Here is a 19,434-nt window from a genome sequence, read left to right as displayed (position 1 = left end):
GTTTGCAGTAAGGACTATACTGAAACTGTAGTAGGGTTTTCAACTCATTTTAAAGATGAAAAGTTGACTTGCAAAGGCTGTTTGCACGGTCATATTTGTGCTGGAAAAGGACTCTGAGTGCACGAACGCACAAGCAAGATTATTCTGGTACCTTTTCTACAGCTTGATCATCATCTTCTTTCAGCAAACGAGCTTCGAGCCGCACATAATTATCTTTATCCAATAAATGCAACCGCACACCAGCACTATCATTGATGATGCGCCAACGTCTAACAAAAGTTAAAGTGCCCGTGCCTGTACGCTCATCTTCAATATTTTGACATAACTTGGTGATACCGAACGGCTGGCTTAATCGTAATCTATGCTTAAAGTCGCGATAACTACCATGAATATGATTACAGCCAAAATAGGCATAATATTGATGGGTACGATGATCAAAGCGAATACGCGAATGGGTATCGGGCGTTGGTTCATTATTTAAGGTTCGTATTTGCCAGTTACCACTTAGATGTTTGGTGTTCAGTTTATCTGCAAAAGCGCATCCCTGAAGAGAGCTGATTGTCAGCATACACATAAAACTTAAAGTTAATATTTTCATTTAATGGGTCACTTTTTGAATAAAATGTATTCTTACATCAAAAATTTTAGCATTTATGTTTAATTTTGTCATGTTTGTAAAAATTTTATTCTAATTGTTGCTGCTTTTTATATTCTTGTAGCCAATTTAAAGCGGTGGCTTTTTCTTGCTCTGTTCCATATTTTAATTGCCGCACAGCTCGTCTATAAGCTGCTTGTTGCTGCGCTTTGGCTATTTGTTGATGATGAAAGTTTTGCTGATTATCGGGAACACTGCGATGAACTTGCTGCGTTTGTGCTCGTTGCATGGCTTTTGCGATTAAATCGGCAGGATTAATGTTTCGATTAGAAGTTGTAGGAGCAGAATTGGGCGCAGAAATAGATTCAGTTTTTTTTCGATTAGCTTGCAGGTGAGCATTTTTTTGATGCTGTAGCCGCTCTAATCGTTCGGAACGATGTTGATAACGCATTTGTGCTTGTTTTGCTGCGGCAAAACGTTCATTTGTACAATCGGTAGACAGAATGTGCGAACGTGGTAACCATTTATCTTCTACTGGTTGTAAATGAATACAATCAACTGGACAAGGGGGGACGCACAATTCACATCCGGTGCATTCAGATTGTATGACGCTATGCATTTGTTTGGTTGCTCCGATGATGGCATCCACCGGACAGGCTCGGATACAGGCTGTGCATCCAATACACTCAGTTTCATCAATATAGGCAATAGATTTAGGTTGTGCTGCGCGCTGCGGATCCGCAGGTTGCAGTATGGGCAGATGAAGTAATTTGGCCAAATCGTCGATAACGGTCTGACCGCCTGGGGTGCACAAATTAATCATAGCCTCACCTCGACTTAGAGCCTGCGCGTACGGGGTGCAGCCTGAATACCCACATTGCTGGCATTGCGTCTGGGGCAGAAGTGCGGCAATGCGTTCTGGAGCAATATTCATGAAGTAATTTACAGCCAAACAAAACCAAAAGGAGTGTATTTTAGCATAGTGCTAAATACACTCCGAGGTGGTCTCAGCTATGATATTTTCGCCTATCAAGCCGCACTATTAAACCTGAGCTGAAGAGAAAAGATCAATTCATTTTGGAATTGAGTTTGTTATTTGGCACCACCCAGCCACCGCCTAACGCCTGATAAAGGGAGACCTGTGAAGTCAGATAATCTGCTTGGCTTTGGATAAGCTGACTCTGTACGCTAAATAGGGTACGTTGGCTGTCTAAGACTTCAATATAGGACGAATATCCAGCTTGATAGCGATTACGCGCATGATGTAAAGCACTGGCCACTGCGTCACGTTCCATCTGTAATGCCTTTTGTTGCTCTTGTAGACGATAACCTGCTGAAAGCTGATCTTCTACTTCTTTCATTGCCGTCAGCACAACTTTGCGATAATTCCATACTGCTTCGTTACGCTTGGCAACATTAAGATCAAAATTAGCTTTGATTTGACCACCCTCGAATATGGGTGCCAATACGCTGCCACCAATACTCCAGACATTGATCGGCTCTTTGATTGGAGCGGTAGAAAAAATTCGACCAAATGCAGCACTGATTCTTACCGTTGGAAAAAACTGAGCCTGTGCCGCTGCCAGACTGGCATCACTGGCGGCCAAAAGCAAAGAAGATTGCACGATATCTGGTCGGTTTTTCATCAGCTCTGAAGGCAGAATATCCGGTATAGCCGGCGCATGCAGTTCGGATAAGGATAATCCGCGCTGTATGGTTTGGCTGGTGCTACCTGTAAGCATGCTGATCAAATGTTCTTGTTGACCGATACTAGATTGAATAATCGGGATTTGTTGCAAGGTGGCCGCATATTCTGCTTGTGCCTGATTTAATTCTAATTGTGAAGTATAACCAACTCTGGCTTTAGCGTTGGCCAGTTGTAGCTCTTTTTGCCGAGCTTCTAATGTTTGCTGTAATAATTTTAATTTTTCATCAAGTGCCCGCAAACTGATATAGGCTTTAACTGTGGTACTGATCACACTTATTCTAGTGCTTTCAGCAGCCATTTCAGTCGCCAGACGGTTTAATCGTGCAGATTTCCAGTTTTGCTGGTTTTTACCAAAAATATCCAGTTCGTAAGCTGCTTGAAAGGTAGGTTGCTCAACGCGTGAAAGGGTTGCAACCCCAAATGCATTTAAACTTTTTTGGCGAGTGGTTCCGCCACTGGCATTTAGTGATGGTAATAGAGACGAGCGGATAGCATGCTCTTGAGCCAATGCCTGTTGGATGCGTGTCTGGGCGAGGGCAATATCTGTATTGTGTTTGAGTGCTTCATCAATAAGTTGATTCAGTACCGGATCATGCAGTTGTTTCCACCAATGTTGCTCAGGTTGTTGATGACTAGGCTGAAATTTTTCATGCCAAATCGGTGGTGGGTTGATTTTGGCTGCACTAGGTTTGTCGGGAATGCTCTGAATACAGCCATTTAATCCCATGATAATCCAAGGTAATAATTTTAAAAATGATTTGCTCATGATTTTACCTTGCTGGTGTCAATGCTGACTTCTACCGACATACCTGGGCGTAAGCGATCAAAAAGTTCATTATGTTCATCGATATGAATTCGAACGGCAATTCGTTGCGGAACTTTGACAAAATTACCGGTAGTGGTGTCTGGTTTGATCGCAGAAAATTCGCTCCCAGCTGCTGGCGATATTTTTTCTACGTAACCTTTAATTTTAGCGTGGTTTAAGGCATCAATTGTAAACCATGCTGGTTGACCAACACGAATATTAGCGGTTTGAGCTTCTTTAAAATTAGCCACAACCCATTTACGTTTGGGCACCAGAAACATCAGCTGGCTACCTGCATTGACCAATTGTCCGTTTTTAACGCTGATTTCGCTTAAGCGTCCGTTTTCTGGGGCACGAACAATGGTATTAGATAAATCAATTTCAGCCAGTCCCAATTGGGCCCGTGCATTGTCTACGTTCGCTTTCAATCCAGTTTTGCCCACATGGGTACTTTTTAAATCTTCCTGCGCTACCCGATATTGTGCCTTAGCTTGAGCAACTGCTGTTTGTGCCTGTTTCAAAGCAGCTCGGGTCTGATCACGTTCTCGTAAGGACAGTGAACCATCGGCAACCAAGATATTGACGCGCGTCATATCCGCCTGTGCTTTTTGCAACTGAGCCTGTGCGTTTGCAATTTCTGCTTCACGGGCAACCAGCGCGGCTTCTTTACTACGACGATTCTGATCAAAATTAGCCAGATTACTATCTTGCAAATTAATTCCAGCTGAGGCTGCCGCAACTTTTTGCTTGTAGATGCGGTCGTCAATCTGAATTAGAGGCTGACCAGCTTTCACATCATCAAAATCTTGTACATATACTTTGGTTACATAGCCGGTTACTTGTGGGCTAATGATGGTAGTTTGACCGCGCACGTAGGCATTGTCTGTAGAAACCATCGAATTACGAAAAGGCGGTAATTGCCAGGCACGGAGGATCATTAACACACCAAGCAGTAATATCATCACCAATAGTGCTGTAACAATCCATTTACGTTTTGGCGGTTGCCAATACTGGTTGGCCGATGTAGCAGAAGTGGGCGTTTTTGCCGGATCGCTCTTCACAGACTGGTCATCATCTTGGGGGGCGGGGCCAGGGTTTGACGATGCGGTTGAGTCGGATGATTTTGGCTCATGTTTTTGTGTATGTGACTGGTTGGTGGGTTCAGAGGGTGATAAACCCTTTTTTTCCTTTTCCGCTGCTTCTTGATGTGATGTGTTATTCATAATGATCCTGTCAATAGTATTATTTTGACGATTCTTGTCTTGCACGCTGGACAGCAGCGGCAAAAAATTTTAATTCTCGACTAATTGGGTTGGTGCCACGGAACTGGTGCCACCAGCGATGTCCTCCAACCACTAAAAAGCAAATCAATGAACCGACACCAACGGTTACAAACAGATCGTTATAAGCTGCAATTTGCGCCAAAACCGTGTCTTGTTGAATCAGTTTACTTACTCCATAGGCGTGATTCCATACACTATCGTTACTATAGCGTTGTGCAGCAGCTGCATTTTGCTGAATCAGTTGATTCACCAACGGATCCGATAAGTTAACGCCATCTGCGCTATTGATTAGATGGATGCGTGTGCGAATGGTAATAAACGCATTGAGTAATGCTGAGCCCATTAATCCACCAACGGTTTGCGAAAAACCAAATACCGCGCTGAAACTCATGATGTAATCTGAACCTTTAGCTAAAGCGCGGATCATGCCCTCCATCATAACTGGACCGAAGAAAAACAATGAGGCAAAAGCAATTAAGAATTCAGGCAGATAAAAGTTGATTGGTCGTGACCATTGATTTTGACCAACTTCCATAAAGGAGGCGATTGCAATCACAGCAAAAGAGATAACCAAGGGTAATTTAATATCAGTGACCTTAAAAGCAAACGCACTGCATAATAGCCCGCAAGTAGCGCCAATAGTAATCACTGTATAGAAATGAACCATCTGATCACTACTGAGCCCCAATACAGTGAGCAAACCGGCAGCACCCATATTTTGTTCCGACAAGGCGACGCGAATCAAAGAACCAAAAACCAGCACTTGTAACATGCCATTGGCGTGTAATATCCATTTGATGTCTAACATCGGATTTTTGCGGTTGTATTCAATAATGGCAGAGATCATGCAACAAATGAAACCAGCCACAAAAAGATAACCTATCCAATCTTTATCCCACCATACAATGCGTCCCTGTACGGCACCAGCACAAATAAAGGCAATACCAGTTGCCATTAAAGGGAAGCTGATTAAATCTATTTTTTCAAAAGATTTTTCCAGATAACCGGACGGAATCGGTAATAACCACACGGCTGCGGATACCAGCAAAGCCATGCCTAACTGAAAACTAAAAATTAATTGAAACTGTTCATGTTGCAAAATCAACGGGGAAATTACTCGAGCTATAGGCTGACTTAACTGGGTCAATCCCAGACCAAGAATAATGCCCTTGGCTCTGTGCACGGTTGGCATGGCTTGCATCATGTAGTACATCGCCATGCTGTTTAAACTTCCGCCAACCAATCCGCTAATGCAGCGGGCAAAAAGTTCCATATAATAGTTATGGAAAAAGAACTGCATACAATTGGTTAAGATTAAACCTAAGACAATATAGCGAACATATCGAGGTAGACCAAACGCCTGACGAATTTTAAATAACAAAACGCTGATTATGGCACTGGACATATAGTAAGAAACCATGACCCAGCCACCTTGTACAGGATTCAGACCGAGATAGCCTTGAATTTGAGGGATATTTGCCAGCAACATACCGTTGGTGAATCCTGCTGTTAAGCCCACAATCACCCCAATAACTGCATACCAAAACCGACGTTGCAACGGATGGTCAGGAAATGAAGGAGATCCTGCCATCATCGGACGTTCATGAGGTTTTAACAGGTAAACATTATCTTGTGACATAAATTAACTAACAGTCATATACAAAGATTCAGTGATCAACGTAAAAACGCCGTCCATTAATCCCAGTTAAAGGTGGATAGGCGTTTGTTATCTTATCTGACAATTCTAATGCAATTAATTAATTTCTGCTAACAATATTTTAATGTGCGTAATAGTTACTGAACGTAAGTAATATAACGACACATTGTGTATTATTTTGATAGTAATAGAGTATTTAGGTAAATTAATCTAACAAAAATAAAAGCTGCCATCTGAATTTGAATGGCAGCTTTAAGAAAAAAATGAATTAAATTAGTGATCTACTTCAGAGCTTATTTTTGGTTTAGGTAAAATCAGATTCAACACTATAGCCAGTATGGCACATAGACCTACACCGGCAAACGCCATAGAACCGATTTTAACAATCATGCCACCTACACCAACTGTTAAGACAGAACTCACAATCACCAAATTTCTCGGCAACATAAGGTCTACTTTGGCGTCAATCAGCGTTTTCAACCCCAATGAAGCTATAGTCCCAAATAATAGCAACATAATACCGCCCATTACTGGCAACGGAATAGAGCTAAGAAAAGCATTGAATTTACCAAAGAACGCCATAAAAATAGCGAAAATAGCCGCCCAAGTCATAATGACCGGATTACTGTTTTTAGTAATCATCACCGCTCCGGTCACTTCACCATAAGTAGTGACCGGAGGTCCACCAATCAGACCGGCAACACAAACGCCAAGACCATCACCGAATAATGTACGATGCAATCCAGGTGATTGAATATAATCTTCACCCGTAACTTTACCAATCGCCATAATACCGCCGATATGTTCAATTGCCGGCGCTATCGCCACCGGTAGCATAAACAAAGCGGCCTGCCAGTTTACTGCAGGTGAGGTAAATTTCGGCACAGCGAACCAAGGTGCTGCTGCCATAGCATGGGTATCGACCATGCCGGTTACCAGCGCGAGTATATAGCCTGCGGCCACGCCGATCAGAATTGGGATCAATCGCATCATTTTTGAACCGAACACCGTTACAATAACGGTTACGGCAAAAGTAAAGCCAGATAGCAACAAAGACTGGCTGTAGTCAAAAACTTGTTGATCTCCTGATTTACCCATAGCCATATTACACGCTACCGCCGCTACCGATAAACCAATGACCATAATGACCGGACCGATGACCACGGCAGGCAGCAGTCGATGCACAGCAGCTAAACCACGCCATTTGATCAGCGCAGCAAACACAAAATACATAAAACCTGCTGCAAATAAGCCAAACATGGTTGAAGCCAACCCCCACTCATGCATGGCATAAATGATAGGAGCGATAAAAGCGAAAGAAGAACCCAGATAGATAGGTACCTTCCGTTTGGTACATAGTTGAAACAGCAATGTTCCCACACCCGCACCCAACAGCGCCAGAGCTGGATTTAGACCGGTTAGCAATGGCACCAGAACCATGGCGCCAAATGCAACGAACAAAATCTGCGCGCCGGCAATTGCCAACTTAAATTGATGCCCCATTCATAGGACTCCTCTTGAACAAATTGAGGGATTATAATACAAACGCGCTGACAAATAAGTTAGCTTGTGTCAGACAATAGCTAAAAATTGATTAAACATCTATTTTTAAATCAATAGCTTGATTTGAAATTAAAAAAATTCTCTAAAAAAAGCTTGCATCTTTCCGCTTAATTGCGCATAATGCGCATCTCTTCAGCCGGTATAGCTCAGTTGGTAGAGCAGCTGACTTGTAATCAGAAGGTCCCGAGTTCGACTCTTGGTACCGGCACCAATACTAATGCAGTGTAATCTATCGATTACGCTGCATTTTTTATATTACGATATAGCTTGATGTATTACCTTCATTTTCAATCCATCTGTGCTACATCGCTCGTTAAATAAGTTTCGCACTAATTCGAGCTCATTTATTCTTTTGCCTAAAACATAATTTTGAATTTACCAGATTAACCGTTCAGCTTGAATTGCTATTTGCTCGGAACAGGCTCAAAGCTTTTGATCCATTAAGATCAAATTCACGGTTTTAATATTGAATTAATAAGCACACAAGAATTGTTAATATTAATACAATAAAATAGACGGTTATGATATCGATAATATAAATGATGGAGTCTTGGGTGAGGATGAAACATACATGCTATTTGATCAGTTTAATGATCAGCTTATTGCTTAGTCAGTTGGCTACCGCTTCTGAGCCAAATCGTTGTGTGCTGTCTGGTACGTTACTAAGCGATCCAGAACTAGCTATTTTTTCTGTTGGCAGGGGTGAGCAGGAACGAGAATTCAGCTTTTTAGAAATTAATGTTTTAATCACCAATGCAGAAAAAGCAGGTAAAACTGATCATGCTTGTCGTTTACCTAATGATAAACCTTACCCATTAGCAATCAAGTTAAAACCCACGTTTAAATTCGATTCTTATAAAAAAGGGGATCAGATTAAATTAATTGAAGATCGTCTTGATAACGATCAAGGCGAAATATTTTCTAATGTTTATAGCTTATATAAAGATGAATGAATAATTTAGGAAAATTTTTTTTCCGGTAACACTGATGTTTAATGATCGATAAAGTTAATGACTGCATAGAATGGTATCGAAAGGAAAAAAGATCAATGCAAAATGTGTATGACCTCTGATGAGAAAAAGGTGAAATTTTGGCACTATTGAATTGCAATCCCTGGCTTGATGAAATAAACAGATCTATTATTTTTATATGACTGTGTAAACAAGCATCTTGATGCTATGGTTAGAAATCAATCTATACAGCACTGCAATGACTGCGTAATGCTCATTGAACAAGATAGCAATAAATAATGAGTTTCGGCGAGCTAAAACCTAGCCATTAAAATTGACATACAAAAGACTAAAAGAGAAAAATATTTAACTATGAAAGCGAGCAAAATAAATCAGTTGGAAAAACTTGAGCGGTTATATAAAAATGGACGAGTATCTGAAGCTGAGTATCTAGACCTCAGAGGAGAGATAGTAGGATACACTTATTCTGAAAAAGATTTTCAACAGCAGGAAGGCTCATCTTCTAAAAGTAAATTACTTAAATGGGCTTTAATTCTAGGCATGATATGGATGGCATATTTGTTTCTTTTTAGTAATAAGTCGCCAAAAAAAGCAGATTTAGAGCCAACAGATAGACAAGATGCGTCTAATGCCGATCTCAAGCAGGTAATAGATAAAAATCTTGATAAAGCCAGGGAAGTGAAAAGATTAGAAGAAGAAAGAGGGCGGCAAGAAAGCAAAATGCTGGATAATTTATTTTAATTTAGGACGTACATTAAAAAAACGCTTTTGCAAAAGATATAATTTTAAGTTCAATCTTGGCTGAGTCGGCAATATTGTATGGCTGTCTGATATAAATAACCTCTTTGGGTGGTTGTTTATTTAGCATGATTATTTAATCAAGATACGCTAGGATTACATTAGGATTTATTGTTGATTTATTACTTAGTCGGTATATAACAATCACTTCATTGTGACTCAATCGAATATGAAAAAAGCTCCTAAATGAAAAAAGGAACAAATCAGCATAAATTTGATTGATAATTTTCGTGAGCAATAATTTACTATCTGGGCTTTAGTTCAATGTGGTAAAAATTTGAATATTTTTTCCCGTTCTTACTGGATATATGAATTAGGTAGCTGCATTCATCCCTTATTTTGACTAGAGCAAATTGCCTGTACACCGGCTGGTTTTCTTTTATGCTGCTAATCATTGGTGGTATGAGCAGGATTTAGCTTGACTGACCATTGAGGATTGTTAATCTTTTAAACTTTAGCTTGAAAACTGCTAATGCGATTATGCTTCCAGTACATCTCAACGATGATTAAAACCTATGATGTTGTCTGGCGCGATTTTTTGCTATAACAATACTATTATTAAAAATAAAAGGCTAAAAAAAACAAATATAAAATATAGCTTAGACGGTATTTTCTATGATCACCAGCTGGTTTGATTCATGCTGGTTTATTGTGGTGCAAGCTAAAGATCTATACATCGTCAAAAGATATCCATTTAATTTCTGTGTTTTGCTTTTTTGAGCATGAATAATCGAGAAAACTTAATATTACTTATTATATCTACTGCGTTAGCTTTTTTGATTAAGGTAAACACAGCTATTAAATCGACCGCGATAGAATTGGTTAGGTATGTATTGAATAGGCGGATCAGCCGCTCTGACTAAAGCGATGGATAGCCATAATCATGTATGGGCTAATTGATTTTTACTAACGATAAATATTGTGTCAATACCATGAACTGTTGATACATGGATGAGGATTGATTTTAATTGTCTATCAAGTAATGGCGATAAATTGATGCAAGTTTGATGGCTTATACTTTGTTTTGGTTTTTTGGCAAGGTGATGAAAGGTCAGATTGCAAATCTGACCTTTTATTATTGACTACAGATAACCCGTTTTGATTTCCCGCCATCCCAAACTCTTGAAACTGATGGCACAAGCTGGGAGATTTTTAATCATTAACTCTGATCCATCTGAGCTATAGACCGTAGGAGCTTCTTTCAGACAGGTTGCCTCTGGCGCCTCTGATCCCGGTACTTTCTGTTGTCCGGATTTTCCAGCGTTCAGATGATTATAATGACTGTTGGTAGCAAGCATGACATTAAATAATCCATCAACACTGATGCTGTTATCGAATGCAGTGTTTTGATATTTAAATGTGATTAGCGGATTATCTGGTTTTAATGCCCCTCCAGATCTGGCATCAAATTGAGTAAGTCGTGATATGACTGAATTACCTTCTTTTCTGACGGTCATGGTACAAGGATCCGGTGGTAAAGACGTTTTCATTCTGCTATAGCTACGTGTGACTACATAGCCGGTAGACAATAATGCATTCACCGGACTAACAACCCGCTCGCCATCCTGATTCAGTTTGAAAAACCAGCCGTTGTATTTGGATGAAGAAAAGGGCAGATTGGTCAGACTACCAGTATCGCCTTCATAGGTCATGGTTTGTTCCAGTAGCTGGCTTTTATCAATCAAAGCTTTAGAAACTCGGGTTTCTATTCGCGGTTGAATGCTTCGCAAATCATAGGCCTCTTCATTTTCATCTTGATTGTCATCAGGAGGGCTACTTGAGCTAATGACTTCCCCGTCGGCCGCAGAAACTGGATTATCAATCACGATACCAGTTTGACCATCCTCATCATTCTCATCGTCTTGAAAAGCGTTACCCAGGTCGTAATCATCGTAAATGCCATAAATCGTTTGCTGACTTTTGTTATGCAAATCTGATTGATAGATGTCACTGCCTGTGCCAAATACCACCACTACTTTATAAGGATTGCGACTGTCACTGTTGTCTTTGGCCGGTTTAAATAAAGTTGGTGCGGTTGTAATCGGACCATCTGCGGTAAATACTTTTTGCACATGCCATTTTTTAGGATCAGGGTTGCGTAGATCAAATCGATACAGATTGCCACCATAATCACCGGCATACACCAGATCTGCCACGCCATCATCGTCTATGTCGTAAACGACCGGACTCGATAATCCACCTTGGGATTTTGCAGCCACTAACTTTCTTATTAAGGTTCCTTTGCTATCTCCAATACGTTGGTAACTATTGATACCAACATCTACGCCCAAAGCATCATAAATATATAAAGCTGATTCATTTTCGATGCCAGGATAATTAAACCCATTATTGATGATGGCAGCCTCACGTAAGTGGTCGCCATAAGTATTGCGAGGAGCATTGGTATCTCGGTTTACTCGAATAATGGCTATGGCTGGTTTGCCTATGGTGTAACCAAATTTATTGTCGCTTCCAGTTGGTGTTTGAAATAAAAATAGTTGTTGATACCAGTCGAAATTATGTAAATTATCCGCGGCAATATTCTTTCCAGTGACTAAGTCCTGACCGCCAACATTCAGCGCAAACGCACCTCGACCTGCCTGACCCATATTTGAAAGCATAAAAATTTGCTGCGATTGATTAGTCATTTTTGGGGTTGCTACGACGGTAAAACCACCATTGAGCAGATAGCGAAATGGATGTTCAAGGTCTTTGCCATAGGCGTTATTAGTTAGGTCTTGGTAATAATGGCTAATCAAATCGGTACCATCAACACTATCACGTTCAAAAGCAATCGGCATGTAATTAAACTTGAGATCATAGGGGTGATTAGGATCATCGCTTGCCGCAAAAACATAGACCATGCCATCATTGGCGGAAGTGATAAGAAATTTTTGTTTGTCATTGACTATTTCACCAATGGCTTGGATTGGATTGTCCAACATGACGCCCATATTGCGGGTATTGCCAAATCCTTCTTTGGAGGTAGGGCGGTAACGATAATCCAACACAAAATCTTTCTGTTTGATACTTTGATCTGGCATAGAACGGCTATACCAGCTTAATAAACCGTTTAGCCACTCAGACTGATTTTTTTGCTCATTGTTGGCTATAGCAAAAGTGGCATTGCTGAAAGCGTCTAAAGAATTAGAATATAAGTAAGATTGTTGCCCGTCATTTAAAACCAGTTTCCTGTGTGAAAAACTCGGTTGTAACTCACAGCTATTTTGATCTGAGCCGGCTTGTTGTTGCGGATAAAAACACAGTTGACTGCTCCAACTGCCGGTTTCAATCTGCGCTTTGATCAGCATATTGTTCGATGCTGTACCAGTTTGACCCATGTTGGGAGAAGTCATTACCACATCGGCATGAGCTGTGGTGGTGTTTATTTTGATGTTTTTAAAAATTCCCTTAAATGTATCTAGCAGTTCCTGACTTGAATTGGCATTGAAAAAATAACGACTTTCAGGATTGGTGACAGGATCATAGTCTGGCTTGGGTGAAGCACCATTTTTCAAATATTCAATAGCTTGCTTTTGATTGTTTGTCAGTCCAATTTTTCCCATACCTGCACCTACGGTGAAGGTCTGTGCTGTCTGAGTAAATCTTTCAGAATGACCGGGTAAATGTGCCAGTGGATCAGGACTGTCCCAAGGCTGACCAGCATCATCAGTGGTTCTGGCTTCAGCGCGACTCACTTTAGCAACCACAGTACTGATATCATTGATAATATCTTGATTATAACTAAATATGCCAAAACTTTTCGTCAATAGCGTATCGGACATATATTGTAATCTGTTTACAAAAGTAGGGCTTTTTCTAACCGTATCGCCGTCAAAATAGCCATCGTAATAGGCATAAGAATCTGGCTTGCGGCCACTAGTGCTGTCAGTCAGAGGCAGAGTCGATGAGGCTAAGCCATCCGATAAAACAATAATATAGGATTTTTGACAACGGTATTTAAGCTTATTGATGACAATATTTCTCGCTACAGCATTAAACCGCTGAGTGGTGTTGGTCCCACCTCCTGGCGTGATGCTGGGAATATTCAATGCGGCATTACCCAGAATGTGGTCTTTGATAAACTGATAATCTAGATCATCCTCAGTGTCATAAAATTTGGAATAGTTAGGTTTGACTGCAGGCCGTCCTTCTGTAGTATTGTAGCGATTCATTAATTGTAGATTAAAATAAAAATCGTAGCGATAAGCATCGACAATACCCGCCAGTACATTTTTAACCGTGTCGATCCTTTTTATAACATTGCCATATTGGTCAACTACATTAGTACAATCTTTATATTCTGTTTGAATGTGTTTTTCTAGAGGATCATTGGCATTATCCTCTGTATCACGAGTTGTGCCAGAGACGGGTATGCCCGGAATTTTATTTTCTTTACCACTCCAAGCACTCCATGTGCCCCATCGGGAACAGAGTTTATTGGCATTTAAAGTAACACAGGCGCGACGACGATACTGACATTCCATGCTCAAGGCATAGTTCATACTGGCTGAGTCATCGATGAGAAAGGTGATATTAGGCTTAATACTGTAAGTAGAAGTAGAGGTTTCTTTGTTTTGCAAAAAAAGCGGAGTTTCTGCAAATAGGTTAAAAGCGCATGCTTCTGCAAGAGCAAAGAAACTGAGAGCACAACCGAGGGTAAACTTCAAGTGTTGTCTGATCCTGGAATGATGGTGTCGGTGTTGAATTTCTACCAGTTTAGTTATGGCAGATTTGATGCAGGTTATTTTCATATCTATTAACTAAATACCAACATTAAATAAGGTAATATGTTTAAAATTATCTAAAGTTATCCTAATTGTAATTAATTTTATTATGCAATATCAAATATTATCTTAAGTTATAATAAATAGAGATTTGTTTTAAATGCTAATTATTTATCTATAATTGATATTAAATAGTTAAAATATGCCTAAAATATAAAATTTCTTGCATATTTATTGAATTTCGATGTTGATTGTCGATGTAGTATGTGAATGATCTTAATTTAGATAATAATTAATTATAGAATAATGACTTGATAAATTTGGTCTGCAATTGGCATGCAGCTTTCAAGCTTTTTAGTCAGTGAGCAAGTCATGACAAATTATTAGGGCTAAATAACCTTCAACTTTAATTGTTATGAATTTGTTACCATCTATTCTAATTTAGATAATTTGCAAAATTAAATATGGCTTCAGACTGGTCAATACTTTCTGTTTCTGGTCTTGATACTATAACCATTGTGGCAGCAAGAATTGGCAGTGGGCACAGCAATTAGCTAAAGCTAGTGGGGTATGCAGATGTGATTAATGAAGATAAAAGATGATGCCATCGCTGGTGATACAGATCCAAAGGTCAGATATGAATCTGACCTTTGATGATAGGATGGCCTTATTAGCGATGATAACTTCGTTTGATTTCTCGCCGTGAAAGTACTTTGAAACTGATGGGGCACTTGGGTACATTTAAAATGAGGCTACTGCCATCGGTTGTTGCCGCAGTAATGCGTGCCCGGGTGCAATCGCTGGGTAAATTTTTCTTCGGACCCAAGGGTGGTAGAGTCATCGAGCCACCAATGTCACTGCTTTGATAACCGCTGATGGTTAAGGCAAAGGGACCATAAGTATAATTTCCGCTGCCTATAGGTGTGTTTTGATCAAAGATAAAATGCGGATCCTTTTCTGTTAATCCACCGCCGTTCAATACGTTATACTGTATTTTTCCGGTCGTCACGCTATTATATTGGTTTAATTTAGTGGGTTTGCACGGGTCGGCCATTGGCTCGTCTTTAGTTACGCTATACATTCGGCTTAATACGATCCCAGCATAAGAGACGAGGATAGGTTTGCTGACGACACGTTCGCCTTCTACGCTAGATAGATTAAAATACCAACCTTTATGAATTGCAGGTTGTAGCTGATATTGCGTTAATTGGCGATAATTTTTATTGTAGGTAAATTGTTGTTGCAAAAGTTGATCCTGGGTTATGGTTTCTACCATTTCACTATCTAAATCATCGTAAATTCCATATACCGTCTGCTGGTCTTTATTGTTGAGATCGTTTTGATAGATGTCGCTACCGGTGCCAAAGGTGACCAGTGCTTTGATATTGCTTTGCGTTGCTGTGGCTTGCTGAGCGTCTTTGTTGGTCAGATAAACAGCAGGGGCAGCTGTAATGGGACCATGAGCTTTAAATAAGCGATAAACTTTCCAATCTGCCGGATTAGGAGCGCGTAAATCAAAACGATATAAATTACCGCTGTAATCTCCAGCATAAACGATATCGGCTACACCATCTCCGTCTATATCGATGACAGTTGGACTGGAGAGTCCGCCACTGCCATAGGGTGCAACCAATTTAGCAATCAGTTCTCCTTTTTTATATCCCGTAGCTATGTGTGCTTCAGTACCGGTGTCCAGACCCAGAATATCATAAATATATAAGGCAGATTCCGGTGAGGGTTTGGCTACAATATCTTGGCTTAACGAGGAAGAATAGTTGTAACCGTTACTGATAAATGCGGCCTGACGGATATGATCAGTAATTGAATCTTTGGAGGCTTGTGCACTACTATTCACGCGTAGGCGGGCACTAGCTGGAGTTCCAATGGTGTAACCAAACTGATTGTTGCTACCTGTGGGTGTTTGGAACAGAAAAACATCCTGATACCAATTGGGATTTTGCATATTATCTGCAGCGATCGGCTTACCACTTAGGATGTCATGACCACCAATATTGATGGCAAATGCACCTCTTCCTGCCTGACCTAACGTTGACACCATGAATATTTGTTGTGGTTTACCGTTGCTTCCATCGGTTTGTTGCACCACCATGCCACCATTAAGCATAAAACGGTGTGGGGTATGTTCATTTCTGCCATAGTTATTTTGCGTCAGGTCTTTGAGATAATGGGCGAGTAAATCCGAGCCATCATTACTTTGTCTCTCAATCCCCAGGGGCATAAAATTAAATTTCAAATCATAGGGTTTTTTGGCATTGCTACTAGATAGGAATACATACACCATGCCATCATTAGCAGAAGTTAATAAGTACTTCTGGTGGTTATGCGCAGCTTGACCAATGGTAATTACTGGATTATCAATAATATCGCCCAATTCGTGTGAAGTGCCATAATTGTTGATGGTGTTACGCTGCCGATAATCTAAACTATATTCTGGTCGTTTGATTTTACTATCCGATTGAGTGCGACCAAACCAGGCCAGCAAACCATCACGCCATTCATTCTGGTTATGGCTATTGTTGGGTATTTTAAACAGATCGTTATGAAAGCCTGTCATCGCCGCATGATATAGATGAGTAGTTTGACCATCATGAATTAATAACTTGCGATTGTGATAGGAAGGCTGCTTATTGCAGTTGTCAGGCTGATTGCGTTTTTCGTTTAAATCATTGATACAGATTTTACTGCTCCATGTACCGGATTCAACTTTAGCGGTAATGCTGACATCGTTGGTCAATGTATTTGAAATCGCCACTGTTGGCGCAATAGTGGTGGATTGTATGGTGGCAGACGAAATCTCGCTTTTAATGGTTTTAAAAATTTTATCAAAAGCGCTAATGATTTCACTGCGTGAGTTAGCATTAAAAAACCGTCCGTCAGGATTTGAAGTAGGGTGATATTCACCACTGGGTGTGGCTGCATTTTCTAAATAAGGAATGGCGATTTTGGCTTCATTGGTGGCTCTTTGACCTAATCCCACGCCAATAGTAAAAGTTTGCGCCGTTTGGCGAAAGCGTTTTTTGGTTGCCGGATCAACTTCATTCCAAGGTTGCCCAGCTTCATCAACACTGCGTTTCGTTAGGCTGGAACTGATCGATTTCCCACTGGCACTATAATAATCTTGTTTATAAATGTAGTTACCAAAATTAAAGTTATTCAATCGGTCTGTGTAATATTTAAGGCGCAAAGGTTTGTTGATATTATGATTTTTAGTTAAAAATGCCAATCGATCAGTTTCCGTTTTGTAATCACGGTCAAAATAGGCATCAAAACGGGCATCTTTGCCTTTAAAGTTTTTATCCGATATGGCGTAGGTATTATCAGCTTCGCCATCACTTAAGACGATAACGTAGGATTTCTGACAACGATATTTAAGTTTGTTGATAACTAAATTACGTGCTATCACTGGAAACTGACGAGTGGTCGGGGTATCACAAGGTGTTTCCAGTTTTTTTATGCTTTCGAGCATGTTGCGGTAATTTTCCGGCTTAGAAGTATCATAAAACTGGTTGTATTTTTTTTGGTCACCTGTTCCGCACATTGGGCGAAATGCAAAGTACATGTCATTATGATAGTTAGTAATGATGTCTGTCAGCACTTCTTTGACCGAGTCTATTCGGCGGTAGGTTGTACAGCTATAACGAACATCTTGTGTATTTTTGGGAATGACATCAAAGCCATACTGGTAAGATCCAAAAGGTTCCCATTTTCCACCACTCCCGCTGGCATTCGGTATCCAATGGCTTACTCGGCATTTATAGGTCATGGGCACAATGTTCATGGACATACTGCCCGAGTCATCGATGTATAAAGTGATATTAGGTTTTACACTATAGGCAGAAAAAGTGGTTGCTTTACTTTGTAAGTGCAGGGGGATATCGGCAAAGAGATCAGCTTTTGCCAACACCGGGTCGACAAACATCAGATTTAGGCACATGAGAAAAAGATAAGGTAATCTTTTGCTTAGATGATCAAAAGAGTATTCGGATACGGTTCGAATCTGCGAAAAGTGATTCATTATGCACCTGTGTTGATATAGGTAAATGAGGATAGCAATTGAAAATGTTGCGGGCAGCTTTATTCGGCTTTCAAAAATATCTAAAATTATTGAGGTTTATAAATATAATTCATTGTTTTATAATTAATAATTAGATTTCTGCGATGGATGGAACAGGCAGAAATCATTAAAAAAAATTTTGCTACTCCAATTGATGGTTTATCATTAGGCAATATTTATTTACTGGAAAGATGAATAGATATAATTATTTTAATAAATTTTGAAGAGATTAAAGTTTGCTTACTTGATAATTAATGTAAATAAAAGTTTGATATTTTATATTAATGTAATATAAATATTTAAATATATATTTCAATTTTTATAATATTTTTAATTTAATGTTCTATAAATATTTATTATGACTTAAATTTATTTTCAGGTAATAAACTCATTTTCTAGAATTAAATACCATTAAATATAAAATTTATGTTTGTTTATGCTAATCTATGTAGGTTAATTATATTTATTGGCATATTGAACAGTGAACTTATATATCTCGTTCAATCTTTCGCTTGATTTGATAGTTAAACAATAGACAATAATTGATTAAGCAATAATTTATCTATTTGGCTGAAACAATATAGAAGTGCTAGGTGGCTAACATGAATATTCCTTATGGATATTATACGATTGTAATTTTTATAATATCCTTTATAAACATTTGGTTGTAGCAATTTTGTCAATATTTCTAAAAAAGGACTTGCTGTAACTATCTCGGTGTGGTTAAATACGCGCCTCGATAACGAGGGGTGATTAGCTCAGTTGGTAGAGCGTCTGCCTTACAAGCAGAATGTCGGCGGTTCGACTCCGTCATCACCCACCAGTTTTCAATTTTATGCATAGCATAGAATATGCGCGGTGGTAGCTCAGTTGGTTAGAGTACCGGCCTGTCACGCCGGGGGTCGCGGGTTCGAGCCCCGTCCGCCGCGCCACATCTTCTAGTAGTTCAAAATTGGGTGATTAGCTCAGTTGGTAGAGCGTCTGCCTTACAAGCAGAATGTCGGCGGTTCGACTCCGTCATCACCCACCACATACCTTCATTCTTCTTCTTTTAATTAAGCCAAAATACCAATTTGTCGTATTATTTTCAATGACTTAGCGCTATAGGCTTAAAAATTATAAAGTCTAAACAGAACCTCAAAGAAATCAGCTTCAAATCACCGTACCCGATTTCTTAACTGTGTTTCATGTAACAAAACAGCCTCGTAATGCTCAAAGAAGCTACGAGACTGTCAACATCATAATGAGAATA

Annotated in this window: 10 protein-coding genes and 4 tRNA genes; 6 read left to right on the top strand and 8 right to left on the bottom strand. The window is 39.8% G+C overall.

The annotated features are described in order from the left end of the window. Positions 1–139: 139 nt before the first annotated feature. The 6 genes from J3U68_RS06705 to J3U68_RS06680 form a co-directional block, all read right to left on the bottom strand. Entirely contained in the window at positions 140–598 is a 459-nt protein-coding gene (locus J3U68_RS06705) for an META domain-containing protein (protein ID WP_267375640.1), read from the bottom strand. A gap of 85 nt (positions 599–683) precedes the next feature. Next, entirely contained in the window at positions 684–1,529 is an 846-nt protein-coding gene (locus tag J3U68_RS06700; protein WP_267375639.1) for an RnfABCDGE type electron transport complex subunit B, read from the bottom strand. A gap of 133 nt (positions 1,530–1,662) precedes the next feature. Then, positions 1,663–3,069, bottom strand: coding sequence for an efflux transporter outer membrane subunit (locus tag J3U68_RS06695; RefSeq protein ID WP_267375637.1), 1,407 nt, complete (start codon positions 3,067–3,069; stop codon positions 1,663–1,665). Further along, the gene (locus J3U68_RS06690) at positions 3,066–4,331 is read right to left on the bottom strand and encodes an HlyD family secretion protein (RefSeq protein ID WP_267375636.1); all 1,266 of its coding nucleotides are present in this window, start codon (positions 4,329–4,331) and stop codon (positions 3,066–3,068) included. Before J3U68_RS06690 ends, J3U68_RS06695 begins: the two co-directional genes overlap by 4 nt. A gap of 19 nt (positions 4,332–4,350) precedes the next feature. Beyond that, positions 4,351–6,030, bottom strand: coding sequence for an MFS transporter (locus J3U68_RS06685; protein WP_267375634.1), 1,680 nt, complete (start codon positions 6,028–6,030; stop codon positions 4,351–4,353). A 291-nt stretch (positions 6,031–6,321) separates the two neighbouring features. After that, a complete protein-coding gene (locus tag J3U68_RS06680; RefSeq protein WP_267375633.1) occupies positions 6,322–7,551 on the bottom strand; it encodes a uracil-xanthine permease family protein in 1,230 nt (409 codons plus the stop codon). Positions 7,552–7,746: 195 nt separating this feature from the next. On the opposite strand from J3U68_RS06680, the gene J3U68_RS06675 reads away from it, so the two are divergent. From J3U68_RS06675 to J3U68_RS06665, 3 genes are all read left to right on the top strand, one after another. Continuing rightward, positions 7,747–7,822, top strand: a tRNA-Thr gene (locus tag J3U68_RS06675). A gap of 403 nt (positions 7,823–8,225) precedes the next feature. Continuing rightward, positions 8,226–8,564 carry a hypothetical protein gene (locus J3U68_RS06670; protein ID WP_267375632.1) on the top strand — a complete coding sequence of 113 codons (339 nt, stop codon included), beginning with the start codon at positions 8,226–8,228 and terminating at the stop codon, positions 8,562–8,564. Positions 8,565–8,933: 369 nt separating this feature from the next. Next, complete coding sequence (locus J3U68_RS06665; protein ID WP_267375631.1) at positions 8,934–9,323, top strand: hypothetical protein; 390 nt, start codon at positions 8,934–8,936, stop codon at positions 9,321–9,323. Between the two features lie 1,139 nt (positions 9,324–10,462). Here the strand turns inward: J3U68_RS06665 and J3U68_RS06660 are convergent. Together J3U68_RS06660 and J3U68_RS06655 are read right to left on the bottom strand one after the other, a co-directional pair. After that, the gene (locus tag J3U68_RS06660) at positions 10,463–14,050 is read right to left on the bottom strand and encodes a PilC/PilY family type IV pilus protein (RefSeq protein WP_267375630.1); all 3,588 of its coding nucleotides are present in this window, start codon (positions 14,048–14,050) and stop codon (positions 10,463–10,465) included. Positions 14,051–14,777: 727 nt separating this feature from the next. Beyond that, the gene (locus tag J3U68_RS06655; RefSeq protein WP_267375628.1) at positions 14,778–18,143 is read right to left on the bottom strand and encodes a PilC/PilY family type IV pilus protein; all 3,366 of its coding nucleotides are present in this window, start codon (positions 18,141–18,143) and stop codon (positions 14,778–14,780) included. A gap of 786 nt (positions 18,144–18,929) precedes the next feature. On the opposite strand from J3U68_RS06655, the gene J3U68_RS06650 reads away from it, so the two are divergent. From J3U68_RS06650 to J3U68_RS06640, 3 genes are all read left to right on the top strand, one after another. Next, positions 18,930–19,005: transfer RNA gene (locus tag J3U68_RS06650), tRNA-Val, on the top strand. A 32-nt stretch (positions 19,006–19,037) separates the two neighbouring features. After that, positions 19,038–19,114 (top strand) — tRNA-Asp (locus J3U68_RS06645). Between the two features lie 22 nt (positions 19,115–19,136). After that, positions 19,137–19,212 (top strand) — tRNA-Val (locus J3U68_RS06640). Positions 19,213–19,434 lie beyond the last annotated feature (222 nt).

The sequence above is a fragment of the Snodgrassella sp. B3882 genome, assembly GCF_026535915.1.
Taxonomy (GTDB): domain Bacteria; phylum Pseudomonadota; class Gammaproteobacteria; order Burkholderiales; family Neisseriaceae; genus Snodgrassella.
The sequence above is the reverse complement of the archived record's forward strand: the minus strand, read 5'-3'. Positions and strand labels throughout refer to the sequence as shown.

Bases quoted from the DNA above. Each gene is read 5' to 3' on its own strand.
- J3U68_RS06705 (WP_267375640.1), bottom strand. From the start codon at position 598: ATGAAAATATTAACTTTAAGTTTTATGTGTATGCTGACAATCAGCTCT.
- J3U68_RS06700 (WP_267375639.1), bottom strand. From the start codon at position 1,529: ATGAATATTGCTCCAGAACGCATTGCCGCACTTCTGCCCCAGACGCAA.
- J3U68_RS06695 (WP_267375637.1), bottom strand. From the start codon at position 3,069: ATGAGCAAATCATTTTTAAAATTATTACCTTGGATTATCATGGGATTA.
- J3U68_RS06690 (WP_267375636.1), bottom strand. From the start codon at position 4,331: ATGAATAACACATCACATCAAGAAGCAGCGGAAAAGGAAAAAAAGGGT.
- J3U68_RS06685 (WP_267375634.1), bottom strand. From the start codon at position 6,030: ATGTCACAAGATAATGTTTACCTGTTAAAACCTCATGAACGTCCGATG.
- J3U68_RS06680 (WP_267375633.1), bottom strand. From the start codon at position 7,551: ATGGGGCATCAATTTAAGTTGGCAATTGCCGGCGCGCAGATTTTGTTC.
- J3U68_RS06665 (WP_267375631.1), top strand. From the start codon at position 8,934: ATGAAAGCGAGCAAAATAAATCAGTTGGAAAAACTTGAGCGGTTATAT.
- J3U68_RS06655 (WP_267375628.1), bottom strand. From the start codon at position 18,143: ATGAATCACTTTTCGCAGATTCGAACCGTATCCGAATACTCTTTTGAT.